This is a genomic window from Delftia sp. UME58, assembly GCF_014170385.1.
GTDB lineage: Bacteria > Pseudomonadota > Gammaproteobacteria > Burkholderiales > Burkholderiaceae_C > Comamonas > Comamonas acidovorans.
This window is the reverse complement of sequence record NZ_LZZV01000023.1, coordinates 1-24,847: the sequence shown is the minus strand read 5'-3', so window position 1 is coordinate 24,847 and position 24,847 is coordinate 1. Positions and strand designations below refer to the sequence as shown.

Here is a 24,847-nt window from a genome sequence, read left to right as displayed (position 1 = left end):
TTTCCACCGCAACGACAAGGACCTCCGACTCCATGGCCTCCGCACGCCGCCCTCTCCGTATCCCGCAGCCCGGCAGCACGCCCGCAAACCGCAGGCCGAGCCCGCCGTCGCTGCTGCTGCCCGTGGCCGCCGCGCTGGCCTGGTCGCTGTCCGCACCGCCGCAGGCCTGGGCACAGCCGGCGGCGGCCAGCCCATCGCAGGCAGCCGCCACGCTGGAATGGAACCTGCCCGCCGGCGCGCTGGACGACTCGCTGGCGCGCATCGCCCGCCAGGCCCAGCGCAGCATCAGCGCCGATCCGGCCCTGCTGGCCGGCAAGCGCGCGCCCGCCATCCGGGGCAGCTACAGCGTGGAGCAGGCCGCCCAGCTGGCGCTGGCCGACAGCGGGCTGCGGCTGGCACGCACGCCCCAGGGCACGCTCACGGTGCTGGCCGCCCCCTCCGCGCCCGCAGCGTCATCGGCCACGGCAGTGCCGGGCCGCACCCAGGACCATGCGCTGGCCGAGGTCAAGGTGGTCGCCCAGGCCGACCGGCCGGGCACGACCGAAGGCACGGGCAGCTACACCGCCCGCGGCCCCAGCGGCGTGGCCACGGGCCTGGCGCTGAGCGTGCGCGACACGCCGCAGTCGGTCAGCGTGATGACCCAGCAGCGCATGGAGGACGAAAACCTCACCAGCATCAGCGACGTGCTGGCGCGCGCGCCGGGCATCTCCACCTCGGCTCTGGGCACCGAGCGCAGCAACGCCAATGCGCGCGGCTACCCCATCACCAACTACCAGCTCGACGGCGTCAGCACGCACACCGAATTCCTGGGCCTGGACGCCCTGCCCACGCAAAGCATTGCCGACATGGCGCTGTACGACCGCATCGAGGTGCTGCGCGGCGCCTCGGGCCTGACCACGGGAGCGGGCGATCCGTCCGGCATCGTCAACATGGTGCGCAAGAAGCCCACGGCGCAGTTCCAGGGCTCGGCCGAGGCCAGCGTGGGCTCCTGGGGCAACCGGCGCGGCGTGCTGGACCTGTCCTCGCCGCTCAACGCCTCGGGCAGCGTGCGCGGCCGCCTGGTCGCCGTGCACCAGGAGGGCGACAGCCACATCGACTTCTACAGCAGGAAAAAGGACGTGCTCTATGGCGTGATCGAGGCCGACCTGACCTCCACGCTCAAGCTCACCGCCGGGCTGGACCACCAGCGCGGCCGCTCGCGCGGCTCCATGGCCTACCTGGGCTTTCCGCTGTTCAGCAGCGACGGGCGGCAGACCGACTTCCCCGTCTCCTTCAACCCGGCCAGCCGCGACAACCGCTTCAACACCGACTCCACCAGCGCCTTCGTCACGCTGGAGCAGGCGCTGGCCAACCGGTGGCAGCTCAAGCTCTCGGCCAACTACCTGCGCTCCAACCAGCGCGAAGACGCGGTCTACCTGGCCGTCAACAACAGCCTGTTCGACCGGGAGACCGGCGATGGCCTGTCGCTCAACGCCGAGCGGCGCGACTACCGGCTGCGCAACAAATCCGTGGACATCAACCTGCGCGGCCCCTTCAACCTGGGCGGGCGCGAGCACGAGGCGGTGCTGGGCTTCGACTACACCGACTTCCAGAGCCTGACCGACGGCAGCTTCGACATCACGGGCCTGCGCAACAAGCCCGTCAACATCTACCAGTGGGACAGCAGCGGCAGCCCGGTGTTCGGCGACCGCTTCGTGGTCTTCGACAGCACGCGCCGCCAGACCAGCCTGTACGGCGCCGGCCGCTTCGCGCTGGCCGACGACCTCAAGCTCATCGTGGGCGGCAAGCTGTTCAACTACGACAGCGACTACCGCACCGACACCACGGACGGATACCACCAGACCTCGCCCTCGTCGGAGCGCCGCGTGTTCACGCCCTATGCAGGCCTGGTCTACACGCTGAACCCGCAGCACACGCTGTACGCCAGCTTTGCCACCATCTACAGCCCGCAGAACTCGCGCGACCGCAACGGCTTCTTCCTGGACCCGCAGGAAGGCAACACCTACGAGGCCGGCATCAAGAGCGAATTCCTGGACGGGCGCCTGGCCACCAGCGCCGCCGTCTACCTCATCCGCCAGGACAACCTGGCCGAGTCCGATCCCGGCCAGTTCATCCCGGGCACCACCACCACCGCGTCGCGCGCCATCAAGGGCGCCAAGACGCGGGGCCTGGACCTGGAAGTCAACGGCGCCATCAACCGCCAATGGTCGATTGCCGCTTCCTACAACTTCAGCAGCTCCGAAGACGCCACGGGCCAGCGCATCAACACCACCTTCCCGCGCCAGATGGCCCGCCTGTGGACCACCTACCGCATGCCCGGCGAATGGCGCAGGCTTACCGTAGGCGGTGGCGTCAACTGGAGCAGCGGCATCGAGTACAGCGGCGAAGCCTGGCAGGTCGGCAAGCAGGTCAGCGCACGCCAGGCCTCCTACGCCGTGGCCGGGCTCATGGCCCGCTATGACGTGAGCGACCAGCTGTCGCTGACGCTGAACGTCAACAACCTGTTCGACCGCAAGTACATCGCGGCCATGTCCGGCTGGTGGTACTCGGGCATGTACGGCGCGCCGCGCAATGTCCAGGTCAGCGCCCGCTATCGCTTCTAGACTCGCCAGCCATCGAGAGGGCGCCATGGCCGCCGGGGTGCCGAAATTGCGGTACAACCGGCGTCACCATGACTTTGAAAGCCACCAGCCTGCAGGACCTCGCGCCAGTGCGCCGCGCACTGGCCGAAGCCGCCGCCCAAGAGGCCCTGCTCCAGCAGCAGCGCGCCGAGGCGGCGCGCCGCCTCCTGGCCGAGCAAAAGCTGTTCGAAAACACCGTGGGCCCGGTGCATGCGCTCAAGTCCGCGCACGCCCGCCACCTCCATGCCCCCGAGCCCCCCGAGCCGCTGCCCCTGCAGCTGGAGCTGGACGAGCAGCGCGTGCTGCAGGAGGCCATGAGCGACGAGTTCGACGTCAGCACCCTGCTGGACACCGACGACCAGCTCAGCTTCCGGCGCCCCGGCATCGGCCTGGACGTGACCCACAAGCTGCGCGCCGGCCAGTGGAGCATCCAGCGCCAGCTGGACCTGCACGGCCTGCGCGTGGACGAGGCGCGCGAGGCGCTGGGCCAGTTCATCCGCCTGTCGCACCGCACCGGCATACGCTGCGTGCGCGTGGTGCACGGCAAGGGCCTGGGCTCGCCGGGCAAGACCCCCGTGCTCAAGGGCCGCGTGCTGCGCTGGCTGGTGCAGAAAAAGGAAGTGCTGGCCTTTGTGCAGGCCCGCCCGGCCGAAGGTGGCGCGGGCGCCCTGGTCGTCCTGCTGCAGCCGGGCAAGCGCCAGCTGTACTGAGGGCGTGGATGGCGTGAACGGTGATGGTGTTCAGGCCGCGGCCACCGCCGCCGCCTTGCGCGCCCGCCCTATCACCAGCGCCATCACCGCCGCCACCAGGCAGGCCAGGCCGGCCGCATACAGCGCGGGCGTATAGGTCAGCAGCAGGGTACGCGTCAGGCCCGCGCCCCAGGCAGCGGCGGCCGCGCCCAGCTGGTGGGCCGCGAAGATCCAGCCGAACACCAGCCCCACCTTCTGCGGCCCAAAATGCTGGGCCGTGAGCTTGACCGTGGGCGGCACCGTGGCGATCCAGTCCAGCCCGTAGAACATGGCGAACAGGCCCAGGCCGTAGAAGGTGAACTCCGAATGCGGCAGCCAGAACAGCGACAGGCCGCGCAGCCCGTAGTACCAGAACAGCAGCTTGCGGTTGTCGTAGCGGTCCGACAGCCAGCCCGACAGCACGGTGCCCACGAAGTCGAAGGCCCCCATCATGGCCAGCACCGACGCGGCGGGCACCGCACCCATGCCGTTGTCGCCGCACAGCGAGATGAAGTGCGTCTGCACCAGGCCGTTGGTGGACAGGCCGCAGATGAAGAAGGTGCCCGCCAGCAGCCAGAAGGTGCGGTTGCGCGCGGCCTCGGCCAGCACCTTGAACGGGGTGCCGAAGTTCATGGCCATGGCCGGCGGCGGCGGGGCCGATGCATCGCCGCCAAAGGGCACCAGGCCCAGGTCCGAAGGCCGGTCCCGCACGAAAAGCAGGGCCAGCACGGCAATCAAGGCGCTGGCCACGAACACCGGCACCGTGGCCGAGCGCCAGCCCCAGTGCTCGATCATCCAGGCGGCCAGCGGCAGGAAGGCCAGCTGCCCCGTGGCCGCACTGGCCGTGAGCACGCCGATGACCAGGCCGCGCCGCGCCGCAAACCAGCGGTTGGCCACCACGGCACCCAGCACCAGCGCCGTCAGGCCCGTGCCCATGCCCAGCAGCAGGCTCCACAGCAAAAACAGATGCCACAGCTGCGTGGCCTGCGTCACCAGCGCCATGGCGCCGCCCACCAGGGCCAGGCCCATGCACATCACGGCACGCAGGCCGAAGCGCTCCATCATCACGGCGGCAAACGGCCCCAGCAGGCCGAACAGCGCAAAGCGCAGCGCCAGGCTGCTCGATATCTGCTCCGTACTCCAGCCGAACTCGCGCGACAGCGGCTGCAGCATGGCGCCCGGCAGGCCCAGCGCCGCCGACATGGTCAGCATGGTGAGGAAGGTGATGGCCGCGACCAGCCAGCCGTAGTGGATGCCGCGCCGCTGCAGCCAGCGCGCCGTGGAGTTGGAGAGCATGGGAGTCTCTTCGGGGGTTGGGAATTCGGTAGGGCCTATGCCTGCGGGCCGCCTGCAGCGTTGCCATCGCCATCGCCATCGCCATCGCCATCGCCATTGCCGCCATCGAGCAGCACCAGGCATTCGTCGATCAGCGCATGCAGGGCCGCCACGCGCTCCAGGCCCACGCGGGCGTTGAGCTCGTTCTGTGCCGTCTTCCAGCTTTGCTTGGCCTCTTCGCGCTTGACCTGGCCCGCGTCGGTGATGTGCACCAGGCGGCTGCGCTGGTCCTCGCCCTGGCCCATGCGCACCCAGCCGGCGTCGATCAGCGGCTTGAGGTTGCGCGTCAGCGTCGAGGCGTCCATGCGCATGCGCCGCGCCAGGTCCGAGGGCCGCACCGGACTGGCGGCCAGCACATGGCTGAGCAGCGAGTACTGCGTGATGCGCAGCCCCGTCTCGCTCAGATGGGCGTCATACACCTGGCCCACGCTGCGCATGAGCTGGCGCACGCGGTGGTTGGTGCAGCCCTGGGGCACGGCGAGGATGTCTGGATTCACTGGCATGGCACATATTATTGCATATACAACTGTTGTAGGTACAATAATATCCATACCGCCATTCCAGACAGGCTGGCGCCCGCACTTTTCCCGATGAAAGAGAGACATTCCATGGACACGCGCACCCACGCCCCGGAGCAGGCCGCCCACAACGCAACCTCCAGCGTCACCTCCAGCGTCACCTCCAGCTCCAGCTCCATCTCCCCTGCCCTGCAAGCCTGGCTGGACGAGGAACAGGCGGTCTCCCTGCGGCTGGACGCCGGCCCCGGCGCAGGCGTGTCGCGCCCCGACCAGGTCGCAGGCCGCAACGGGCTGGAGCTGATGCAGGCCATGCTGCGCGGCGAGCTGCCCTACCCGCCCATTGCACGCACGCTGGACTTCATGCTGATCTCCGTGGGCGAAGGCAGCGCGGTCTTCCAGGGCCGCCCCGGCGCCAACCACCTCAACCCCATGGGCACGGTGCACGGCGGCTGGTTCGCCACCCTGCTGGACTCGGCACTGGGCTGCGCCGTCCACACCTGCATGCCACCGGGCCGGGGCTATACCACGGCCGAGCTGGGGGTGAACCTGGTCAAGGCACTGACCCCGCGCGTGCCGCGCGTGCGCGCCGAGGGCCGCGTGCTGCACTGCGGCCGCCAGCTGGCCACGGCCGAGGCGCGCCTGGTCGGCCCCGATGGCACGCTCTACGCCCATGCCACCACCACCTGCCTGGTCTTCGAGCTGCCTCCGGCACGCTGAACACGCGGAAAGCCGCCACCAATGCAAAAAGCCCCGTGCGCCTGGCACGGGGCTTTTTCTCGTTTTCTCGGTCAGTCCGGCTTACTTCGACAGATCCAGGCGGTACTTGGACGTGCCCTTGCCCGAGCCATCATCGGCCGCCACCAGCGAGATGTTGGCCAGGCCCGCCGCCTGCGCCACCGGCAGCGCGTTGGCGCCGGAGCTGAACACCACGTTGGCCGAGGTGGCCACCTTGGTGAAGCGCCAGCTCTTGGCCGCGCCATTGGCGGCACGCGTGATGCTGCCGTTCTTGCGCACGTAGCCGATCACCACGTCGCGGTTGGCGTCCGGCGAGGCCCAGATGGCGCTGGAGCCGTCGAGCTTGGCGATGAAGCTCTTGCCGCTGGTGGCGCGGTAGTTGTTCGTGGCGATCACGAACTCCTGCGCGGGGTCGATGGCCTTGCCCAGGTACTGCAGGTTCCTGATGCGGCTGCCCACGGGCTGGGTCACGTCGATCTCGTACTGCACATCGGCCGTGGTGAACATGTCGAAGTTGTAGCCCGGGAAGGTGCTGATCAGTTGCTGCTCGCCCGTCTTGGCCGGGTCGATCTGGTTGAAGCGCTTGGCAGCGGCCTCCAGCCAGTCCTTGATGTCGGCGCCGTTCACCTTCACCGCATACACGGTGTTGGGGTACAGGTACAGGTCGGCCGCGTTGTAGATGGCCAGCGGGCCCGCGGCCACGTCGGTGTAGTCGGCGCCGCCCTGGAAGCCCGACTTGAACGGCGCGCTCACCGACAGCACGGGCAGTTGCGCGTACTGCGGCAGGCTGGCCTTCACATAGTCGGCCACATAGTCGCGCTGCGCCTGGTTGACGATCTGGATGGCGCCCGGGTCGCCCACATCGGCGAACAGCGTGCTCATGCGGAAGTCCGTGCTGCCGATGGGCGTCTTCACGTACTGGATGGCTGCCTGGTGCTGGCTCTCGATCAGCGGTGCCACCGTCGGGTCCACGGCCACGTAGGTGGCCTTGCCTGCGGCGTCCTTGCCGGTCTGGATATTGCGCAGCTCGCTCTTGCCCGCGCTCTTGTCCACGCTCCACTGCTTGCCGTCCCACTTGAGCGCCAGCTGGATCACGCCCAGCGCCTTGCCCCAGGAACTGGCCATCACCGACTGCACGCCGTTGATGGTGCCGGCCTTGTTGTCCACGCCCGCCTGCGTGAAGGCCGGCGTGGCCGCCGCATCGGGGAACACGCTGTGCTGGTGGCCCATGACCATGGCGTCGATGCCGGCCACCTTGCTCAGGTGCAGGCCGGGGTTCTCCATCGTCGGCGAGTAGGCCGCGCCGTCCAGGCCGCCGTGCAGCATGGCCACCACCACGTCGGCGCCCTTGGCGCGCATCTCGGGCAGGTACTTCTGGGCGGACTCCACGGCGCCCTCGGTGTAGAGCTTGCCCTCCAGATAGCGCTTGTCCCAGTTCATGATGCCCGGCGTGGTGAAGCCGATCACGCCGATCTTGATGGGCAGCTCCACCGCCTTGCCATCCTTGTCCTTGGCCGCGATCTTGCGTTCCAGAATGACGTAGGGCTGCACCAGCGGCTGCTTGGTCTTGCTGCTGTAGACATTCGACAGCGCCATCGGAAAACCATTGCCCGCGCACTTGAGCGCCTTGTCCACGCCGTCCACGTCCAGGCCGCCGCCCAGCACCTGGTTCAGGAACGGCAGGCCGTAGTTGAACTCGTGGTTGCCCAGCGTGCCCGCATCGAAGCCCAGCGCGCCCATGGCCTTGTACATGGACAGTTGCTGCGTGCAGGGAATCCTGGCCACCTCGGCCTCGTAGTCGGCCAGGGCCGTGCCCTGGATGGTGTCGCCGTTGTCCACCAGCAGCGTATTGGCAAACTCCTTGCGCGCCGCACGCACCAGCGTGGCCGTGCGCTCGAAGCCGTAGGAGGCATCCTCCGCCAGCTTGAAATAGTCATAGCTGCGCACGTTGAAGTGCAGATCCGTGGTCTCCAGCACGGCCAGCGTGGCCGTCGCGGGCTGGCTGGCCACCGGGGGCGTCGTGCTGTCGTTGCTGTCGCTGCCACCGCAGGCGGCCACCAGCGCGGCGCTGGCCAGGACGCTCAGCGCTAGGCGGCGGGACAGGAGCAGGGATTGCAATGTGGGGAGTTTGCTCAGCGGCATGTGGTTTTTGTGGGGATGGTGAAGGGGGTGAGTGTGGTGGAGGGGGTTTACAGGGGTGTGACAGCTGGCGACCCGGCCTTCCCTTGCCATGCCAGGGTGCAGGCCCCAGGCCACCAGACGAAGCCATGCTGCCCGCAACGCGTGCGACGAACTTCCTGCCAAGGCCGGTGTTCGGCGGTGATGCCTGCACGGACAGGGCTGCTACATTTCTCCCATGCGCGTCCCTCTCTTGGCCCTCGCCGTGATCGCAACCACCATGCAGGCCTGTGTGCCCCGTGCCGAGCCACTGCCTCCTGAATGCGTGGATGCAATGCAGAAGATGGAAAAGCTGGGCGGCACTCTCAAAGCCAACGGTTCCATACCGGACGACTACATCAAGGCCCAGGAAAAGGACTACGCCACGCTCAAGGCCAACGCGCCCAAGGTGGATGCCACACAGCGGCCGGGCTTTTGCCGCTTCTATGGCAGAGGAGCCGAAAGGGTTCAGCAAATTCTGGATCGGGACAGCCGAGGGATGGACCAGGAAATCCGGGAGATGAAGGACAAGGGCTTTTTGAAGGGACCCATGTAGAAAAAGCGGGCTCCACGATGGAGCCCGCATCGGCATACGCGGTGTTGGCGGCCGGTGCCGCGCTCGACCCTCTGCGTTCTTGTTTCAGCGGCCCAGGCTGGTTCGCGTGGCGGGTGCCAGCTGCGCCGCAAACTCGCGCGCCGCTGCGCTGTAGCTGGCACCGCGACGCCATAGAAGGCCTGCCGTGCGGATGAGCTGGGGGGCGACCAGGTGGATGGCCACCATGTCCGTGGCCTGCTGGGCAGCGCGCTCGGGGACGATGGTGGCCATGTCGCCCCAGCGGCACAGCGCGATCAGTGACTCCACCGAGCCCATTTCCGCGCGCAGCAAGGGCGTGACCCCTGCGGTGCGCAGCCCGTCCTCGATCAGGCTGCGCGTATGGAACGTGCGCGGCAGCAAGGCCAGCGGCACGCCGGCCAGCGACTTGACGGACAGGGTGCGGCGCCCGGCCAGCGGATGCGATGGGTTGACCAGCAGCATCATGCGTTCGTCGAACAGCGGCAGCGCGTCCAGCTCGGCGCGCTGGGGCGGGTGAAAGCTCACGCCCAGGTCCAGGCTGCCGTCCAGCAATCCCTGCTCCACGGGCGGCGCCAGCAGCTCGATCACCACTACGTTGACCTTGGGATAGGCGCGCATGAAAGCTGCCACGGCCGGGGCGACCAGGGTGTTGAGGAAGGTGGGAATCACGCCGATGGTCAGCGTGCCGGTCTGCAGCTCGCTGAGGTCGGCCAGCGCCATGCGCCCGGCCTCCACCTCATGCAGCGCACGCTCCGCATAGTTGCGGAACACCACGCCCGCCTGCGACAGCTTCAGCCCCCGGCCAATGCGCTCGAACAACGCCATGCCCAGCTCCTCTTCCAGCTGGCGCAGCCCATGCGAGAGAGTGGACTGCGTGACATAGAGGTTCCTGGCCGATGTCGTCAGGTGCTCGGTCTTGGCGATATCGACAAAGTAGCGCAGCTGACGCAGTTCCATGGGTGCAGGCAAGGGAGGGAGTACGGCGGGCCAGTTTCTCACAGAGAGACGGGCCCGCCAGGGCCGCTCATGCGTCGTCGCTGTCGTCCACGAAATCCATCAGCCCGGGCAGTATTTCAATCTGATGGATGGATTCGGGTCGTCTTTCTTTGGCCTGCGTTTCTTCAGCCGGCGTACCGTTGACGACTCAAAGAAAGCAGGTCGGCCGCCGGACCGAAACCCGGCCTCGAAAAACACCTCCCCGGCAGGGTCAAAAACAAGCTCAATGCAGAGGCAAGCTCACTGCAAGGCAGGCCGCTGCCTCTCAGGCACCCGAGCCCCCAACGCAGCAGGCACATAAGCCGCATCGAAACTGCACCCCACCCCAAACCTGGCCTCATTCCCCACACAGGCCGCAGCAATCCCCGCCGCAGTCGGCTTCACCCCCGCCTCCACCCACTGCATCAACGCAGTCATCAAAGTGGGATAGGTCGCATCGCTGATATAGCTGTGCGTCCCCTGCCGCGTAAAGGTCTGCACCAGCCGGTCACCGCTGCCGCCCTGCTGCATCACCGCACGAAAGCGCGCATCCAGCTCCACGAAGGCCGTGGGGTCGCTGATCCACTTGGCCGAGAGAACCGGCACGGCAATCTTGCCCACAGGGTCGGTGTCATCGGCGAACTTGCGGTAGGCCGCAGGGTCGGCGCGGTAGCGCAGCACGCCGGCATTGAGCGCGGCATCGTCGGTCGATCCCGAATAGACCGCGCCCTCGTTGCCGAAGGGGCTGGCGCCGCCCGTGCGCTTGGCAGAGATGTCCTGGAAGTGCATGGTTCCCCAGTTCATGTGCGATTGGATGGCGCTCTCGGGGATCTTGATGACCTTGGTGATGGTGTCGATCTTCGCCTGCTGCGCGGCCGTGCGCTGGGCGGCGGGCTTGTCCAGCGCCAGGCATTCGTTCACGCGCAGGGCCACGTCGGCCTGGCGCATCTTGGCGTCTGCGGGCAGGCCCAGGTTGAGCGCGTACTGCGGCTCATTGGGGCGCGGGTGGTTGGCGCACAGGTACTGGTAGACCACGCGCAGGTCGGTGCGGAAGTCATAGGCATGGGTGCCGCCGCCCAGCACGCCGCTGGTCAGCAGCACGCCGTCGTAGGGGCGCTCGCCCACGGTCTGCTCGTTGAACATTTCCGCGCCCTTGGCCGCCACGCCCGCACCCCAGGACTGGCCGTGCAGGATGGTGCGCTGCGGCCTGGCCACATGCTGGCGGAAGATGCCGCGCAGGCGCTCCGTGTCCTCGGCGGCGGCGCGCACTTCCACGCCGCCCTGGCGGTAGGTGGAGCCGGCCCAGGCGTAGCCTGCGCGCACCATGATGGACCAGCGCACCAGGTCTTCGGCCGCACGGTCGGCGGTGGGCGCGGCCAGGTCGGGGCCGCCATGGGCGTGCAGCACCAGGGTGCCGTTCCACTGCGCGGGCTTGGCGATCAGGTAGTAGGCGCCCTTGGAGTCCTGCCCGGCCCAGCAGCTGACGCCCGCAGGAATCTCGGCGGGGCAGGCCGTGCTCTTGGGCGCGGTCTCGATGGAGGTGACCGGCCCGTGCAGCACGGCCGAGCCGCCGCCGCAGCCGGCCAGGGCGAGCGCGGCCAGCAGCGAGGCGCTGGCGGGACGCAGGGGGAAATACGCGGATGCTTGCATGTCTTGTCTCCTGTCTTGGCTTCTTGTTGGATGTCACCTGCCGCGCCTCGGCAAGCGGTCGCATCGGTGACTGGATGGGATTCTGTAGAGGCTTGTCCAATATTTCAAAGATTTTTAGGATATCGGCTGGATACTTTTCACATATATGGAACTGCGCCATCTCCGTTACTTCCTGGCCGTGGCCGATACCGGCCACATCACGCGCGCGGCCGAGCTGCTGGGCATGCAGCAGCCGCCGCTGTCGCAGCAGATCCGCGCGCTGGAGGAGGAGCTGGGCATTGCCCTGTTCCGGCGCCACCCCAAGGGCGTGGACCTGACCGACGCGGGCCTGGAGCTGCAGGGCGAGGCCGCGCGGCTGCTGGCCGACTTCACTGCCATGCGCGACCGCATGCAGGCCTTTGCGCGCGGCGAGCGCGGGCGCATCCATGTGGGCTTCACCAGCTCGGCGGCGGCCCATGCCTTCACGCCCGAGGTGCTGCGCCTGTGCCGGGGCCGACATCCCGACCTTGCGCTCGATGTGAGCGAGAACAACGCCGCCGAGATCACCGAGGCCGTGCAGGCCGGTCGCATGCACTGCGGCTTTCTGCGCGTGCCGGTGGCACGGCCCGAGGGCCTGGTGTTCGAGACGCTGCTGCAGGAGCCCGCGCTGCTGGCCATACCCGTGGACCACCGCCTGGCGCGCGATGCATCGCGGCCCGTGGCGCTCAGGCAGCTCGACGGCGAGCGCCTGATCCTTGTGCGCCGCACGGGCGCGCCGGGTCTGTATGCCAATCTGCTGGCGCTGTGCGCCCGGCACAGGGTGCATGTGGAGGTGGCCGCCGAGGTGGAACGCATGATGACCAATGTGAACCTGGTGGCGGCGGGCGTGGGCCTGTCCATCGTGCCGGCCTCGGTGCGCGGCGCCCATCCCGAGGCCGTGGTCTACCGCGCCTTCGAGCCCACCGTGCGGCTGGGTGCGCCGCTCACCCTGGTGCACCGCGAGGCCGGCTCGGAAGCAGGCGGCGCAGGTCCCGTGGGCACCTTCATCGCCCTGGCGCGCGAGTTGGCGCAGCGCCACCAGGCACCGGGCGGCTGAGGCATGCGGACACTGCAAGGCACCGATACCGGCCGGCGCGCCCTGCTGGCGGCGGGTGCCTGCGCGCTGGCCTGGCCCGCCCAGGCGTCACCGGCCCGGCCCGCCCGGCAGGGCGCCAGCCTGCGGATCGTGGTGGCCTACCCCGCAGGCGGTGTCAGCGACATGGTGGCCCGCGCCCTGGCCGAGCAACTGGCGCAGCAATGGGGCACGGCCGTGATCGTGGACAACCGCCCCGGCGCCAGCGGCACCGTGGCGCTGGAGCTGCTGGCGCGCAGCGCGCCCGACGGACGCACCCTGGTCTTTGCCGCCGCCACCGCCGTGGGCCTGGCCGCAGCCTCCGTGACGCCCGTGGCCGGCGTGATGCGCACGCCCATGCTGCTGGTGGGCACACCGGCGCTGAAGGCGACAGATTTCGAAGGCATGCTGGCCGAGGCGCGCGGCATGCCCGGCGGCATACGCTGGGCCACCACGGGCGAGGGCACGACGGGGCACGCGGTGCTGCAGCGCATAGAGCAGGCCACGCGCATTCCTATCGTGCATGTGCCCTACAAGGGCGGGGGCCAGCAGCTCAACGATGCGCTGGCCGGGCATTTCGAGCTGCTGTCCACCAATGTGGCACCGCTGCAGCTGCAGGCGCTACGCGCGGGCCGCCTCAAGGCCCTGGCCGTGGGCGCGCCGCAGCGGCTGGCGGCCCTGCCCGAGGTGCCCACGCTGGCGCAGCTGGGCCATGCGCAAGCCAACCTGGATTCGCTGTTCGGCCTGTTCGCGCCACCGCAGATGGCGCCAGCACTGGTCCAGCGCCTCAACGCCTGGGTGGCGCAGGCGCTGCGCGCGCCGTCCATCCGCAGCCGGCTGGAGGCGGCCAGCAACCAGCCGTTCGAGGGTTCGGCCGCAGAGTTCGCGCAGCAGGTGATGCGCGAGGCCGGGCGCTAGCGCCACGTCGCACTCACTGTCCCGTACCCGCCCCCAACCTGCCCGGCTCAGTGCGCGTACTTCTTCGCCCCGGCCACGCAGACCACGGCGGCCATGGTGACCAGCACCATGCCCCAGCTCACCTGCTCATGCAGCAGCACGGCCGCCAGGCCCAGGCCCATGAAGGGCTGCAGCAGCTGGATCTGGCCCACGGCCGCAATGCCGCCCTGTGCCAGGCCCCGGTACCAGAACACGAATCCGATGAGCATGCTGAACAGCGAGACATAGGCCAGGCCCAGCCATGCGGGCCGGCCCACATCGGCCAGCGATGCCGGCATGCTGAGCAGGGCGGCCGGCAGCATGACGGGCAGGGCCAGCACCAGTGACCAGCTGATGACCTGCCAGCCGCCCAGCGTGCGCGACAGGCGCGCGCCCTCGGCATAGCCCAGGCCGCAGACGATGATGGCGGCCAGCATCAGCAGGTCGCCGCGCAGCGAGCCCCCGACCCCGCCCACGGCCGCATAGCCGGCCACGAAGGCCGCGCCCGCCAGCGAGAACAGCCAGAACGCCGGGCGCGGGCGCTCGCCGCCGCGCAACACGGCAAACACGGCCGTGGACAGGGGCAGCAGGCCCACGAAGACGATGGAATGCGCCGAGGTGACGTACTGCAGCGCCAGCGCGGTGAGCAGCGGAAAGCCCACCACGCCGCCCAGCGCGCTCAGCGCCAGCGAAGGCATGTCGGCCCGCGCAGGCCGCGGCTGGCGCAGCACCAGCAGCAAGGCAAGGGCCAGCAATGCCGCGATGCTGGCGCGCGCGCAGGTCAGGAAGGTGGGGTCCAGGTCGGCGACCGCCACGCGGGTGGCCGGCAGCGATCCCGCGAAGATCGCCACGCCGATGAATCCGTTGATCCACCCGCTGCTTGTTCTGTCCATCGAAAAACTCCTTGTTGGCAGCCGGCAGTGGACCAGTGCGCAGGCGGTTCATCCATAGACAGTCCAATACAATTCAAAAGAACTGTTATGCACACAAAACCACTACAGAAGAGAGAACAGCCATGCGCAGCGGCACACGCATCCAGGCGGTGATGGAAGAGATCCAGTCGCGCATCGCCTCGCGCACCTACCTGCCCGGCACGCGCCTGCCCTCGGTGCGCGCGCAGGCACAGGCCATGCAGGTGTCGGTCTCCACCGTGGTGGAGGCCTACGAACGGCTGGCGGCCGAGGGGGTGATCGCCTCGCGCCCCGGCTCGGGCTTTTATGTGGCGGGGCCGGTGGCGCCGCTGGCGCTGGGCGGTATCGGGCCGCGCGTGGACAGGGAGGTCGACCCCCTGTGGCTGGCCCGCCAGTCGCTGCAGGCAGATGCCCACGCGCTCAAGCCGGGCTGCGGCTGGCTGCCTCCTTCATGGCTGTACGAGGAGGGCGTGCGCCGCGCGCTGCGCTCCCTGGCGCGCTCGGGCACGCTGGAGCTGACGGAGTACGCAACGCCGCTGGGCCACCCGGCACTGCGCCGCCTGCTGGCGCGGCGCATGGCCGCCATGGGGCTGGAGGCCTCGCCCGAGCAGATCCTGCTGACGGAGTCGGGCACGCACTCCATCGACCTGGTCTGCCGTTTCCTGCTGGAGCCCGGCGATACGGTGCTGATCGACGACCCCTGCTATTTCAATTTCCATGCGCTGCTCAAGGCGCACCGCGTGCAGGCCGTGAGCGTGCCCTACACGCCGCAGGGGCCCGACGTGGCCCGGTTCGCCGCCGCGCTGCAGGCGCATTCGCCACGCCTGTACATCACCAACTCGGCCATCCACAACCCGACCGGCGCCACGCTGTCGCCACTGGTGGCGCACCGCATCCTGAAGCTGGCCGACAGCTCGGACCTGGTGATCGTGGAGGACGACATCTTCTGCGACCTGGAGACCCATGCGGCGCCCCGGCTGGCGGCCTTCGACGGCCTGTCGCGCGTGATCCAGATCGGCAGCTTCTCCAAGACGGTGTCGGCCTCGCTGCGCTGCGGCTTCATCGCGGCGCGGCCCGACTGGACGCAGGACCTGGCGGACCTGAAGATCGCCACCAACTTCGGGGGCGGGCGCATGGCCGCCGACATCGTGCTGCGCACGCTGACCGACAGCGGCTACCGCAGGCATATGGAGTCCGTGCGGCTGCGGCTGGCGCAGGAAATGGAACGCACGGCCGCGCGGCTGCAGGCCCTGGGCATGAAGCCCTGGCTGGTGCCGCAGGCCGGCATGTTCCTGTGGTGCCAGTTGCCCGGGGGCATGGATGCCACGGCGCTTGCGCGCACCTGCCTGGAGGATGGCGTGGTACTGGCACCCGGCAATGCCTTCAGCCAGTCGCAGAGCGCAGGCGATTTCCTGCGCTTCAATGTGGCGCAGTGCTCGGATGCGCGGATCTTCGAGGTGCTGGCGCGCGCGCTGAAGGGCTAGGCCGTTTCAGCCTGCAGCAGGCCGCGCACCCGTGCCTGCACGTGCTCCAGGGACGGCGGCAGGTCGAACAGCACGCGGTAGACGATGGGCGCTGCCAGCGCGTCGATCAGGGTGTCCGCAGCGGGCATCGCCTCGCCACGCCGCGCCGCGCGCTCGCCGATCTGCGCCAGTTGCCCGCGCAGGATTTCCACGCAGGCGCAGGGCGTGTGCTCGTTGCCCGCTGCGGCGGCCATGTCGCGCAGCATGGTGCGGCCCAGGGGCGAGGCCGACTCCTCCAGGAACTGCTCTGCCCAGGCCAGCAGGTCGCCCTCCAGCGTGCCCGTGTCCAGTGGCGGCGCCGTGGGCCGGATGATTTCCACGGCCACATCGGCCAGCAGCTGCTGTATGTCGCCCCAGCGCCGGTAGAGGGTGGACGGCGTCACGCCCGCCTGGGCGGCGATGAGCGGAAAGCTCAGTTCCTCGCGCGGCATGGTTTCCAGCAGGCTTTTGACGGTCTGGTAGACCGTGGCCTGGATGCGCGCGCTGCGTCCGCCGGGACGGGCGGGACCGCCTGTTTTGGAAAGGGATGGGACTTGCGTGCTCATGGTTATTAAAGCTAAAAATTTGCATTAGCAGCGCACAAGCGCAGAATTCGCTAACGCAAAAACTTTGCATTAATTGTGCGACAAGCCTTTTAACCATGCCAGCCCTGCAACCATCCCCCACTTCCGTCCTGCGGCCTGGCCGCAGCCTGGCCGTCCTGGCCTTCGGCCTGGGCAGCTTCTTCGCGGCCTCCAGCGCGCCCACTCCGCTATACCGGCTCTACCAGCAGGACTGGGGCTTTTCCTCCGGCATGCTGACCCTGGTCTTCGCGGTCTATGCGCTGAGCCTGCTGCTGGCCCTGCTCACCACGGGCGCGCTGTCGGACCACCTGGGCCGCAAGCCCGTGATCCTGGCGGCGCTGGTGCTGGAGATCGTCTCGATGGCGGTGTTCGCCCGCGCGGGGGACGTGCAGGCCCTGGTGCTGGCGCGCGTGCTGCAGGGCTTTGCCACGGGCATGGCCAGTGCGGCCATGGGCGCGGCGCTGCTGGATCTGCACCGCGAGCGCGGCACGCTGGTGAGCACCATGGCGCCCATGGTCGGCATGGCGGCGGGCATTGTCGTGGCGGGCGAGTTCGCGCAGCTGTGGCGCCAGCAGCTGGGCCTGGTGTTCTGGCTCATGGCGCTGATCTTCGTGGCCGTGGCCGCCGCCATGGCGGTGCTGCCCGAGACAGGTGCGCGCCGCCCCGGCGCGCTGGCCGCCATGCGCCCGCGCGTGCGGATTCCGGGCCAGGCCCGGGCCGACTTCATGCGCGTGCTGCCCATGAGCATCACTGTGTGGGCGCTGGGGGGCTTTTACCTGTCGCTGGGCCCGTCGATGATCCGCTCGGTCACGGGCTCGGAGGTCGCGGCCAGCTTTGCCGTGTGCATCAACACGCTGAGCGCCGCCGCCGCCATCTGGACGCTGCGCAGCCGCGCGCCGCGCGCCATGCTGCAGTTCGGCGGCAGCGGCCTGCTGGCCGGCGTGGCCCTGCTGCTGGTCGGCGCCCATCTGCAAAGCCTGCCCCTGGTGCTGGGTGCCTCGGTGGTGGCGGGCGCAGGCTTCGGCGTGGGCTTCCAGGGCGCGCTGCGCAGCGTGATCCCGCTGGCCGAGCCGCACGAGCGCGGCGCCCTGATCTCGGCCATCTATATCGCCAGCTACCTGGCGTTCAGCACGCCGGCCATCGCGGCGGGCATGGCGGCTGCGCACTTCGGCCTGTTGCCGGTCACCTATGGCTACGGCCTGATGCTGATGCTGTTCGCCGGGCTGGCGCTGGCGGGGACTCGGTTGCCAAGGACCGCGGCTGCGTCTTGATGCGTTGGCCGGCGTGCGCCCTCGGGGGCTGCAGTGCTGGGGACAACGCCGCTGCGGGCTGCAACGGCGCCGGACTGCGCGTCAGCCGCGCCGGGGCCGCTGGCCCGCGCCTTCCAGCATTCCCAGCAGGGCCGCGCCCAGTTGCCGCCAGGCATCGGCGGCGCGCGGCCAGTCGCTGGCCAGGCAGGCCTGCTCCAGCGCCTGCGCCAGGCCGCTGGACTGCTCCTGCCCCAGCAGGCGCAGCACGCTTTTGAGGCTGTGCGCCAGCCGGCGCAGCGCCGCGGCGTCGCGCGCGGCCAGCAGGTTTTCGCCCAGCGCCACATCGGCGGGCAGCTGCTCAAGACAGCTGGCGCGGTAGCTGTGGAACAGGGCGGCATCGCCGCCGAAGTAGGTGGCGACGGCAGCCGCTCCGCCATCCGCCGGCATATCCGCATCCGTATCGGCGGCTTGCACGCTGGCCGGCCCGGCCGACCCGGCCGGTTGCGCCGCCAGCACCGCTTCCACGCAGTCCACCAGTTGCGCCACCGACACGGGCTTGCGCAGCACGCCCCAGACCTGCAGTTGCTCCAGCCGCAGCGCCACGTCGGCCCGCACGCCGGCGCTGAAGACCACGGCGCTGCAGCCGGCCTGCGGGGAGCAGCGCAGCCATTCGATGAGCTCGACCCCGGAGGCGCCGGGCAGCATCAGGTCGGTGATCAGCAGGGCAAAGGGCTGGCTCTGCAGCAGCTGCTGCGCCTGCTCCGCACTCGTGCAGGACACCAGCGTGAGGGGCATGCCCTCCAGCGCCAGCGTGACGAATCGCGCAATCGAGGCATCGTCCTCCACCAGCAGGACCGCAGGATGGGTCGGGTTCACGCTGCCTGCCCGCCCAGCAGCTCGCCCAGCGCCTCGGGCAGTTCCTGCACGAGCTGGGGCTTGTGGATCACGCGCACGCCGCCCAGGGCAAAGGTATAGGCCTCGCGCTCTGCCGCATCCAGCGAAGTGACCACCAGCAGCTTGCAGCGCGCGAACTGCTCATGCGTGCGCAAGGTGGTGATGAGGGCCGCGCCGTCGATGTCGGGCAGCAGGATGTCCACCAGCAGCACATCGGGCTGGATCTGCCCGTACAGCGCCATGCCGGTGATCCCGTCGTGCGCCACGTGCAGTTGCACCTCCGGGAAGTGGCGCTGCACCAGCAGACGCACCAGGTTCTGGAAATGCACGGAGTCCTCGATCAGCAGCACGCGCGGGCCCGTGCCGGCCTGCGCGGGAGCGGGCGCCGGGGCCGCCGCTGGCGTCCCGGACGCTGCCGGATCGCCCTGCCTGCCGCGCCAGCGCTCCACGGAAGCGCGCGTGATGCGCCGGTGCCCCCCGGGGGTTTTCCAGGCCTCCAGCTCGCCGCGATCGACCATGAGCTGAACCGACCGCACCGCCATGCCCAGCAGCTTGGCCACTTCGGCGGTTGTGTAGTGCGGGGTTTGGCCTGGTGGGGTGCTGTTCTCGGACATGGCAGCAATTTTGCATCAAATACGATTAAGAAATTCAATAGAAATTTGATGAATCTGATATTTATGATTCAATCCAGCGCAGACCCCTTCAACTGCGTTGCGAAAGGCCCGCCATGAAGAAGATACTGATCGCCGAAGACCAGGCCGACATCCGCAAGCTGTTGCGCATGACGCTGGAGTCCAGCGCATATGAAGTCATGGAGGCGCCGACCGGTGACGAAGCCTGGGCCCTGGCCCAGCGCAGCAAGCCCGATGTCGTGCTGCTGGACATGATGATGCCGGGCACGCTGGACGGCCTGGAGGTGTGCTGCCGCATCAAGACCTCCTACGATCTGCGGCACACGCGGGTGATCCTGTTGACAGCCCGGGGCAGTGCGCAGGACCGCGAGGCGGGCTTCAATGCCGGTGCCGACGAATACCTGCTCAAGCCTTTCAGCCCGAGCCGGCTGCTGGAGACCATGGCCAGTCTTTACAGGAGCGACTGATGACGATGCACACGCAGGCCGCCGCGGGCCGATGGCGGATACCGTCCGGGAACGCCGCGCGCCTGTACGCGCTGGTGCAGGCCGTCGTGCTGCCCGTTGTACAGGCGGTACTGCTGGCACTGGTGCCGGTCTGGGTCGCGGTGCTGGCCATGGGGCCTGGCACAGCACGGGCCGGCGAGGTGCTGGACCGCGTGGCGAGCAGCCACACGCTGAAGGTCTGCATCTGGCCCGACTACTACGGCATCACCTACCGTGACGCACGCACGGGCAGGCTCACGGGCATCGACGCGGAGCTCTCGGCAGAGCTGGCCAAGGACCTTGGCGCGCGGCTGCAGCATGTGGACTCGTCCTTCTCGCGGCTGGTGCCCGACCTGCTGGAGTCGCGCTGCGACGTGGCCATGTTCGCCGTCGGCATCCTGCCGCAGCGCCAGCAGCAGCTGCGCTTCACCCAACCCTACCTGAGCAGCGATATCTACGGCATCACCACCAAGAGCAATCCCGCCGTGCGCAGCTGGGCCGACATCGACCAGCCCGGCGTGCAGGTGGCCGTGCAGCGCGGCACCTTCATGGAGCCGGTGATGCGCGAGACGCTCAAGCATGCGCGCCTGATGCTGGTGGAGCCGCCGCAAACCCGCGAAAAGGAACTCATGGCCGGGCGCGTGGACGTGTTCATGACCGACTACCCGTACAGCCGCAAGCTGCTGGACAGCTCGGACTGGATGCAGCTGATCGCGCCGCCCAAGCCCTTCCATGTGCTGCCCTACGGCTATGCGGTCAGCCCTGCCGACGCCCAGTGGCTGGCGCGCCTGAACCAGTTCGTCTCGGACATCAAGCGCGACGGCCGCCTGGACAGGGCGGCGCGCCACAACGGCTTGACAGCCATCGTCGCGCCCTGAGACGTCCGATTTGAGCATCTTCATCATGTCTGAACGAGCTGCTGCGCATCATTTTCTGGGAGCCCGGCGCAGTGCCCACATCAAGGCACTGGTGCTGACCTTTGCGCTGTGCGTGCTCGCCGGACTGGTGCTCTTCGTCTGGAGCCAGCTGCATGTCGAGGCCGACCAGAGCAAGTCCCAGGCCGCGCTGCTGGCCCGCGTGCTGGAGGACCAGACGGCCAAGACCTTCGAGAACACCGAAATGGCCCTGGCCAGCCTGGCGCACAACCCGGCCATCGTGGCCGCAGGCAGTGCGCGCGGCACGCGCGAGGCCGCCATGGCCCTGCTGATCGCCCAGTTGCCCTACCTGCGCAGCATGGCGCTGATCGACGACAAGGGCCTCATCCTGGCCAGCACCCAGGCCGGCGAGGCCGGCCAGCAGATCGACACGCAGGATCTGCTGCACGACAAGGCGGCCGTCCTCATCCCCGGCAAGCCCCAGCTGGGCCGGCTGGTGCCCGGCCGCAGCCTGTCGTCGCTGGCGCCACGGGCGCGCCCGACGCCGCGCGGCGTGTCCTTCCTGCCGCAGTTGCTGGCCTTTCACCAGGACAACGGCATGCCCGCCGTGCTGGTGGCCCTGATCAATCCGGACGCAGTGGCCAACTTCTACCAGGCCACGCTGGAGACCCTCAGCTACGAGGCCGTGCTGCTGACCTATGACGGCCGGCCCCTGGCCAGCACCAATGCGGGCACGGGCGTGCAGGCGGCCGCCGCGCTGCAGACGCCGCTGTTCCAGGAATGGCTGCCGCACAGCGAATTCGGCTCCTACATCGGCGCGGGCATGCTGGGCCGCCACCAGATCGTGTCCTTCCGCGCCGTGCGCAACTGGCCGCTGCTGCTGGTGGTGGAGGAGCCCTACGCGGCCATGGTGGCGCGCTGGCGGGACAACGCCTTTGCCTTCTTCGTGGCCGGCATGGCCCTGCTGGCCCTGGTGCTGGGCCTGAGCTGGTCGGTGCTCAAGACCCGCAGGGTCCAGAAGTCGGCGCTGCAGGCCATGGAGCAGGCACAGGCGCGCCTGGCGCGCAGCGAGCATGAGATGGCCGTGCTCATGCGCAGCGTGCAGGAACTCATCTTCCGAACCGACAGCAACGGCCGGCTGACCTTCGTGAACGCGCGCTGGGAACAACTGACCGGACAGCCCAGCGCCGAGGCCGTGGGCCAGCCGCTGGAGAGCATCGTGGACGGCCCGTACCTGGCGCAAATCAAGGCCCTGCTCGATCCCCTGGCACGGCTGGCACCGCGCAACTGCCAGGCCATGTTCCGCCTGCCGGGCAACCGGGAGATGCTCTGCGACATCGCCGTGGTGCCCCTGCTGCGCGATGGCCGGCTGGTGGGCTTTGCCGGCAGCGCCGTGGACGTGACCGCCCGCTGGAAGGCCCAGCAGGAGCTGCAGACCCAGCTGGCCTTCCAGCACCTGCTGTTCGAGACCACGCCCCTGCCCATGCTGGTCACCGACGCGGACCAGCGCGTGGCCCTGGTCAACAAGGCCTGGGAGGACTTCTTCGGCCGCGGCCGCTACGCCGTGCTCGGCCACGAGATCAAGGGCCTGCACTCGCTCGACGATGCCCTGCTGCAGATGCGCAGCAACCAGGTCGTGCTGCGCTCGGGCCAGCGCATGGTGCTGGAGGCCCGGCTGCCCCATGTGGACGGCAGCTACCGCGACGTGCAGATCTCCAAGGCGGCAGTCAAGGATGCCCAGGGCCGGATCACCGGCGTGCTCAGCATCTTTGTGGACGTGAGCGAATTCCGCGCGGCCGAGCATGCCACCCGCGAAGCCCGCGACGCGGCCGAAGAGGCCTTCCGCGTGAAATCGGAGTTCGTCGCCAACATGAGCCATGAGCTGCGCACCCCGCTGCAGTCCATCATGGGCTTTGCCGAGCTGGGCGCACTGCGCTCGCGCGGCAATGCCGCCATGGCCGACATGTTCAACGACATCCACGAGGCGGGCATACGCATGCTGGCCCTGGTCAACGACCTGCTGGATGTCGCCAAGCTGGAAAGCGCCGTGGGAACCATCCACGTGGAGCGCATCGACCTCAGGAGCCTGATCCGGCCCGTGGTGCGCGAGCTGGAGCCGCAGCAGCAGCAAAAGCTCATCGACCTGCGGCTGGAGCTCGACGAGGCGCCGCTGATCGCCAAGGCCGACCCCGTGCGCTTCCAGCAGGTGGTGCGCAATGTGCTGGCCAACGCCATCAAGTTCTCGCCCATTGGCGGGCGCATCGATGTGCAGGGCCGCATCGACGGACAGGGCGACATCTGCATCGCCGTCTCCGACCAGGGGCCGGGCATTCCGCCGCAGGAACTGGACAAGATCTTCCAGCCCTTCGTTCAGTCCAGCAAGACCAAGAACGGCTCGGGTGGAACGGGCCTGGGCCTGGCCATCTGCCGCAAGATCATCGACGCCATGGACGGCACCATCGCCGCCAGCAACCGCTCCGAAGGCGGATCGGTGTTTCGCATCACCCTGCCCTGCCGCAGCGGCGCACCGGAGACGCGCCCGGCGGAGTTGCTGTAGCGGCACCGCCGCGCGGAGCATGTGCGGTCGGCAAGCAACAGGCGACGAACAGGTGATGGCAAATGAGAAAAAGTCTCATTTAGAATGCCATCACTTCGCTCGCCCCTGCCTGCCCGCCTTCCCTCCCCGTTTGTATGACACGCCATCCGACTCCCGCAGCCTGGCTGGGCCTGGACCTGCGCTGGGCCTATGGCAGCCTGCTGCCCGCCATCTGGCGCAGCACGCGCTGCATCCACCGTGCGCAGGATGTGCTGCATGACGCCTTTGTGCGCTACGCCCTGAGCGGCCGGCATGAAGGCATCGCCCAGCCGCATGCCTACCTGCGCGTGGTGGCGCGCACCGTGCTGGCCGACCAGATGGCGCATGAACGCCGCTTCGTGCCACTGCCCGACCTGGCAGGCGAGCCGGACTCCACGGCCCCCGGCAGGTGCGCGGACGCCACCGCCCTGCAGGAAGCATTCACTGCGCCTTCCGCCGAGGTGCTGGCCGATCTGCAGCAGCGCCTGGCCGCCGCCCAGCGGGTCATCGAAGGGCTTCCACCGCGCTGCCGCGAGGTGTTCTGGCTGTGCAAGGTGGAAGGCCATTCCCAGCCCCAGATTGCCGCCATGCTGGGCATCAGCCTGAACATGGTGGAGCGCCACCTGATGCGCGCCCTGCTGGACCTGCGCGCCGCACGCGAGCTGCTCGCGCCATGAGCAAGCCGCGCGAGGAGGCAGCGCGCTGGTTCATACGCATGCACCGGGATGCGGGAGCGCAGGCGGGCGCCGCCGATGCCGCTGCCTGGCGCCGCTGGATGGATGCCGACCCGCGCCACGCCGCCGAATACGCCGCCTTCGAGGCGCTGTGGCAGGACTTCGACTCCACGCCCCGGGCCGAGGCCCTGGCCACGGCCGTGAACACCGCCGCACGCCAGCGCCGCGACACACGCCGCCACACCCGCCGCGCCGCCATCACCCGCGGCGTGCTGGGCATTGCCGGCCTGGGCACGGCGGGTGTGCTGGCCTTGCGCGGCTGGCATGCCTGGCAGGACTCCACCTTGTCCGCCCTGGCCCGCGACAGTGCGATTGGCGAGCGCATCGTGCTGCGCCTGCCCGACGCCAGCACGCTGACCCTGGGGCCGGCCAGCCGCATCGCCACGCGCTACTCCCGCCGACGGCGCGCCGTGGTGCTGGAGCAGGGCGAGGCCCTGTTCGACGTGGCCAGGGATGCAGACCGCCCCTTCACCATCGACGCAGGCCAGGCGCGCATCACCGTGCTGGGCACGCGCTTCACGGTCAACCGGCTGCCGGGCCTGGTGCGGGTGAGCGTGGAGCATGGAACGGTGCGCCTGGCGGGCGAAGGCGACGCGCAGGGCCATCAGGCGCTGCTGCTGCACGCCGGCGAAGTGGGAGAGATGCCGGATGCAGGCACCGATGGCGCGCACGATGCCGATGGCACTCTGCCCCGCCCCCGCCCCCGCCGCGTGCAGCGCGATGCGCGCGACAGCTTCTCGTCCATCGAACGCGGCCTCATCGTCTTCGACGGCGCCGGGCTGGGCGAGATCGCGGCCACGCTGTCGCGCTGGCGCCGCCAGCCCGTGCGTGCCGCACTGGCCGAAGGCACTGACGGAGGACCGCGCATCACCGCCGCCGTGCAGCGCGGCGATGTGGAAAGCTTCCTGGACGCGCTGCCGCGCATCGCCGCCGTGCGCGTGCAGGAACGCAACGGCGCCACCTGGCTGACCCCGCGCCACGTCGCGCCGGGCAAAAAACCAGAAAACTGAAAAAAAACGGCCAACGCACATCAGGGATCCGGCGGGCTGCTCCGTCATACAGGCGAGCACAACCGATATCCAGGAG

At 69.1% G+C, this 24,847-nt stretch carries 22 protein-coding genes; 13 read left to right on the top strand and 9 right to left on the bottom strand.

Features of this window, described 5'->3' with window-relative positions:
- Nucleotides 1–32 precede the first annotated feature (32 nt).
- Both A9976_RS09695 and A9976_RS09690 read left to right on the top strand, forming a co-directional pair.
- Nucleotides 33–2,603 carry a TonB-dependent receptor gene (locus tag A9976_RS09695; protein WP_183018828.1) on the top strand — a complete coding sequence of 857 codons (2,571 nt, stop codon included), beginning with the start codon at nucleotides 33–35 and terminating at the stop codon, nucleotides 2,601–2,603.
- Nucleotides 2,604–2,671: 68 nt separating this feature from the next.
- Nucleotides 2,672–3,331 carry a Smr/MutS family protein gene (locus A9976_RS09690; RefSeq protein ID WP_013803859.1) on the top strand — a complete coding sequence of 220 codons (660 nt, stop codon included), beginning with the start codon at nucleotides 2,672–2,674 and terminating at the stop codon, nucleotides 3,329–3,331.
- A 30-nt stretch (nucleotides 3,332–3,361) separates the two neighbouring features.
- Here A9976_RS09690 and A9976_RS09685 read toward each other — a convergent pair whose 3' ends face one another.
- Nucleotides 3,362–4,645 (bottom strand): MFS transporter, encoded by a 1,284-nt coding sequence (locus A9976_RS09685; RefSeq protein WP_183018827.1) that lies wholly within the window; start codon nucleotides 4,643–4,645, stop codon nucleotides 3,362–3,364.
- A gap of 35 nt (nucleotides 4,646–4,680) precedes the next feature.
- Nucleotides 4,681–5,187 (bottom strand): MarR family winged helix-turn-helix transcriptional regulator, encoded by a 507-nt coding sequence (locus tag A9976_RS09680; RefSeq protein ID WP_183018826.1) that lies wholly within the window; start codon nucleotides 5,185–5,187, stop codon nucleotides 4,681–4,683.
- 105 nt (nucleotides 5,188–5,292) lie between these two features.
- On the opposite strand from A9976_RS09680, the gene A9976_RS09675 reads away from it, so the two are divergent.
- Complete coding sequence (locus tag A9976_RS09675; RefSeq protein WP_183018825.1) at nucleotides 5,293–5,919, top strand: PaaI family thioesterase; 627 nt, start codon at nucleotides 5,293–5,295, stop codon at nucleotides 5,917–5,919.
- Nucleotides 5,920–6,000: 81 nt separating this feature from the next.
- Here A9976_RS09675 and A9976_RS09670 read toward each other — a convergent pair whose 3' ends face one another.
- Nucleotides 6,001–8,079 (bottom strand): bifunctional 2',3'-cyclic-nucleotide 2'-phosphodiesterase/3'-nucleotidase, encoded by a 2,079-nt coding sequence (locus tag A9976_RS09670; protein WP_183018824.1) that lies wholly within the window; start codon nucleotides 8,077–8,079, stop codon nucleotides 6,001–6,003.
- A gap of 214 nt (nucleotides 8,080–8,293) precedes the next feature.
- Here A9976_RS09670 and A9976_RS09665 point away from each other — a divergent pair, with 214 nt between their 5' ends.
- Nucleotides 8,294–8,650 carry a hypothetical protein gene (locus A9976_RS09665; protein ID WP_183018823.1) on the top strand — a complete coding sequence of 119 codons (357 nt, stop codon included), beginning with the start codon at nucleotides 8,294–8,296 and terminating at the stop codon, nucleotides 8,648–8,650.
- A gap of 84 nt (nucleotides 8,651–8,734) precedes the next feature.
- Here A9976_RS09665 and A9976_RS09660 read toward each other — a convergent pair whose 3' ends face one another.
- The gene (locus A9976_RS09660; RefSeq protein ID WP_183018822.1) at nucleotides 8,735–9,625 is read right to left on the bottom strand and encodes a LysR substrate-binding domain-containing protein; all 891 of its coding nucleotides are present in this window, start codon (nucleotides 9,623–9,625) and stop codon (nucleotides 8,735–8,737) included.
- Between the two features lie 279 nt (nucleotides 9,626–9,904).
- Nucleotides 9,905–11,293: a hypothetical protein gene (locus tag A9976_RS09655; protein ID WP_183018821.1), complete on the bottom strand. Its 1,389-nt coding sequence runs from the start codon at nucleotides 11,291–11,293 to the stop codon at nucleotides 9,905–9,907.
- A 145-nt stretch (nucleotides 11,294–11,438) separates the two neighbouring features.
- Here A9976_RS09655 and A9976_RS09650 point away from each other — a divergent pair, with 145 nt between their 5' ends.
- Nucleotides 11,439–12,368: a LysR family transcriptional regulator gene (locus A9976_RS09650; RefSeq protein ID WP_183018820.1), complete on the top strand. Its 930-nt coding sequence runs from the start codon at nucleotides 11,439–11,441 to the stop codon at nucleotides 12,366–12,368.
- A 3-nt stretch (nucleotides 12,369–12,371) separates the two neighbouring features.
- The gene (locus tag A9976_RS09645) at nucleotides 12,372–13,301 is read left to right on the top strand and encodes a tripartite tricarboxylate transporter substrate binding protein (protein WP_183018819.1); all 930 of its coding nucleotides are present in this window, start codon (nucleotides 12,372–12,374) and stop codon (nucleotides 13,299–13,301) included.
- A gap of 47 nt (nucleotides 13,302–13,348) precedes the next feature.
- Here A9976_RS09645 and A9976_RS09640 read toward each other — a convergent pair whose 3' ends face one another.
- Complete coding sequence (locus tag A9976_RS09640; protein ID WP_183018818.1) at nucleotides 13,349–14,212, bottom strand: DMT family transporter; 864 nt, start codon at nucleotides 14,210–14,212, stop codon at nucleotides 13,349–13,351.
- Nucleotides 14,213–14,334: 122 nt separating this feature from the next.
- Here A9976_RS09640 and A9976_RS09635 point away from each other — a divergent pair, with 122 nt between their 5' ends.
- Nucleotides 14,335–15,714 (top strand): PLP-dependent aminotransferase family protein, encoded by a 1,380-nt coding sequence (locus tag A9976_RS09635; protein ID WP_183018817.1) that lies wholly within the window; start codon nucleotides 14,335–14,337, stop codon nucleotides 15,712–15,714.
- Here A9976_RS09635 and A9976_RS09630 read toward each other — a convergent pair.
- Nucleotides 15,711–16,298, bottom strand: a complete 588-nt coding sequence (locus A9976_RS09630; protein WP_183018816.1) for a TetR/AcrR family transcriptional regulator — start codon at nucleotides 16,296–16,298, stop codon at nucleotides 15,711–15,713. The two genes, A9976_RS09635 and A9976_RS09630, sit on opposite strands and share 4 nt — an antisense overlap.
- 95 nt (nucleotides 16,299–16,393) lie before the next feature.
- On the opposite strand from A9976_RS09630, the gene A9976_RS09625 reads away from it, so the two are divergent.
- Nucleotides 16,394–17,587: an MFS transporter gene (locus tag A9976_RS09625; RefSeq protein ID WP_183018815.1), complete on the top strand. Its 1,194-nt coding sequence runs from the start codon at nucleotides 16,394–16,396 to the stop codon at nucleotides 17,585–17,587.
- Nucleotides 17,588–17,668: 81 nt separating this feature from the next.
- On the opposite strand, the gene A9976_RS09620 is transcribed toward A9976_RS09625, so the two are convergent.
- Together A9976_RS09620 and A9976_RS09615 are read right to left on the bottom strand one after the other, a co-directional pair.
- Nucleotides 17,669–18,442 carry a response regulator gene (locus A9976_RS09620; protein WP_183018814.1) on the bottom strand — a complete coding sequence of 258 codons (774 nt, stop codon included), beginning with the start codon at nucleotides 18,440–18,442 and terminating at the stop codon, nucleotides 17,669–17,671.
- The gene (locus tag A9976_RS09615) at nucleotides 18,439–19,074 is read right to left on the bottom strand and encodes a response regulator (RefSeq protein WP_183018813.1); all 636 of its coding nucleotides are present in this window, start codon (nucleotides 19,072–19,074) and stop codon (nucleotides 18,439–18,441) included. Before A9976_RS09615 ends, A9976_RS09620 begins: the two co-directional genes overlap by 4 nt.
- Nucleotides 19,075–19,187: 113 nt before the next feature.
- Here A9976_RS09615 and A9976_RS09610 point away from each other — a divergent pair, with 113 nt between their 5' ends.
- The 5 genes from A9976_RS09610 (at nucleotide 19,188) to A9976_RS09590 (ending at nucleotide 24,771) form a co-directional block, all read left to right on the top strand.
- The gene (locus tag A9976_RS09610) at nucleotides 19,188–19,559 is read left to right on the top strand and encodes a response regulator transcription factor (protein WP_183018812.1); all 372 of its coding nucleotides are present in this window, start codon (nucleotides 19,188–19,190) and stop codon (nucleotides 19,557–19,559) included.
- On the top strand, nucleotides 19,559–20,455 hold the full coding sequence (locus A9976_RS09605; protein ID WP_183018811.1) for an ABC transporter substrate-binding protein: 897 nt from the start codon (nucleotides 19,559–19,561) through the stop codon (nucleotides 20,453–20,455). The genes A9976_RS09610 and A9976_RS09605 overlap by 1 nt, the downstream gene beginning before the upstream one ends.
- A 25-nt stretch (nucleotides 20,456–20,480) precedes the next feature.
- On the top strand, nucleotides 20,481–23,009 hold the full coding sequence (locus A9976_RS09600; protein WP_183018810.1) for an ATP-binding protein: 2,529 nt from the start codon (nucleotides 20,481–20,483) through the stop codon (nucleotides 23,007–23,009).
- Nucleotides 23,010–23,143: 134 nt separating this feature from the next.
- Nucleotides 23,144–23,704 carry an RNA polymerase sigma factor gene (locus tag A9976_RS09595; RefSeq protein ID WP_183018809.1) on the top strand — a complete coding sequence of 187 codons (561 nt, stop codon included), beginning with the start codon at nucleotides 23,144–23,146 and terminating at the stop codon, nucleotides 23,702–23,704.
- Nucleotides 23,701–24,771 carry a FecR domain-containing protein gene (locus tag A9976_RS09590; RefSeq protein WP_183018808.1) on the top strand — a complete coding sequence of 357 codons (1,071 nt, stop codon included), beginning with the start codon at nucleotides 23,701–23,703 and terminating at the stop codon, nucleotides 24,769–24,771. Before A9976_RS09595 ends, A9976_RS09590 begins: the two co-directional genes overlap by 4 nt.
- Nucleotides 24,772–24,847: the final 76 nt, after the last annotated feature.

What these genes read in the sequence shown, in the direction of transcription:
- A9976_RS09640 (WP_183018818.1), bottom strand. Translation starts at nt 14,212, where the DNA reads ATGGACAGAACAAGCAGCGGGTGGATCAACGGATTCATCGGCGTGGCG.
- A9976_RS09655 (WP_183018821.1), bottom strand. Translation starts at nt 11,293, where the DNA reads ATGCAAGCATCCGCGTATTTCCCCCTGCGTCCCGCCAGCGCCTCGCTG.
- A9976_RS09645 (WP_183018819.1), top strand. Translation starts at nt 12,372, where the DNA reads ATGCGGACACTGCAAGGCACCGATACCGGCCGGCGCGCCCTGCTGGCG.
- A9976_RS09615 (WP_183018813.1), bottom strand. Translation starts at nt 19,074, where the DNA reads ATGTCCGAGAACAGCACCCCACCAGGCCAAACCCCGCACTACACAACC.
- A9976_RS09675 (WP_183018825.1), top strand. Translation starts at nt 5,293, where the DNA reads ATGGACACGCGCACCCACGCCCCGGAGCAGGCCGCCCACAACGCAACC.
- A9976_RS09600 (WP_183018810.1), top strand. Translation starts at nt 20,481, where the DNA reads ATGTCTGAACGAGCTGCTGCGCATCATTTTCTGGGAGCCCGGCGCAGT.
- A9976_RS09660 (WP_183018822.1), bottom strand. Translation starts at nt 9,625, where the DNA reads ATGGAACTGCGTCAGCTGCGCTACTTTGTCGATATCGCCAAGACCGAG.
- A9976_RS09690 (WP_013803859.1), top strand. Translation starts at nt 2,672, where the DNA reads ATGACTTTGAAAGCCACCAGCCTGCAGGACCTCGCGCCAGTGCGCCGC.
- A9976_RS09610 (WP_183018812.1), top strand. Translation starts at nt 19,188, where the DNA reads ATGAAGAAGATACTGATCGCCGAAGACCAGGCCGACATCCGCAAGCTG.
- A9976_RS09650 (WP_183018820.1), top strand. Translation starts at nt 11,439, where the DNA reads ATGGAACTGCGCCATCTCCGTTACTTCCTGGCCGTGGCCGATACCGGC.
- A9976_RS09635 (WP_183018817.1), top strand. Translation starts at nt 14,335, where the DNA reads ATGCGCAGCGGCACACGCATCCAGGCGGTGATGGAAGAGATCCAGTCG.
- A9976_RS09665 (WP_183018823.1), top strand. Translation starts at nt 8,294, where the DNA reads ATGCGCGTCCCTCTCTTGGCCCTCGCCGTGATCGCAACCACCATGCAG.
- A9976_RS09630 (WP_183018816.1), bottom strand. Translation starts at nt 16,298, where the DNA reads ATGAGCACGCAAGTCCCATCCCTTTCCAAAACAGGCGGTCCCGCCCGT.
- A9976_RS09695 (WP_183018828.1), top strand. Translation starts at nt 33, where the DNA reads ATGGCCTCCGCACGCCGCCCTCTCCGTATCCCGCAGCCCGGCAGCACG.
- A9976_RS09590 (WP_183018808.1), top strand. Translation starts at nt 23,701, where the DNA reads ATGAGCAAGCCGCGCGAGGAGGCAGCGCGCTGGTTCATACGCATGCAC.
- A9976_RS09625 (WP_183018815.1), top strand. Translation starts at nt 16,394, where the DNA reads ATGCCAGCCCTGCAACCATCCCCCACTTCCGTCCTGCGGCCTGGCCGC.
- A9976_RS09605 (WP_183018811.1), top strand. Translation starts at nt 19,559, where the DNA reads ATGACGATGCACACGCAGGCCGCCGCGGGCCGATGGCGGATACCGTCC.
- A9976_RS09595 (WP_183018809.1), top strand. Translation starts at nt 23,144, where the DNA reads ATGACACGCCATCCGACTCCCGCAGCCTGGCTGGGCCTGGACCTGCGC.
- A9976_RS09680 (WP_183018826.1), bottom strand. Translation starts at nt 5,187, where the DNA reads ATGCCAGTGAATCCAGACATCCTCGCCGTGCCCCAGGGCTGCACCAAC.
- A9976_RS09670 (WP_183018824.1), bottom strand. Translation starts at nt 8,079, where the DNA reads ATGCCGCTGAGCAAACTCCCCACATTGCAATCCCTGCTCCTGTCCCGC.
- A9976_RS09685 (WP_183018827.1), bottom strand. Translation starts at nt 4,645, where the DNA reads ATGCTCTCCAACTCCACGGCGCGCTGGCTGCAGCGGCGCGGCATCCAC.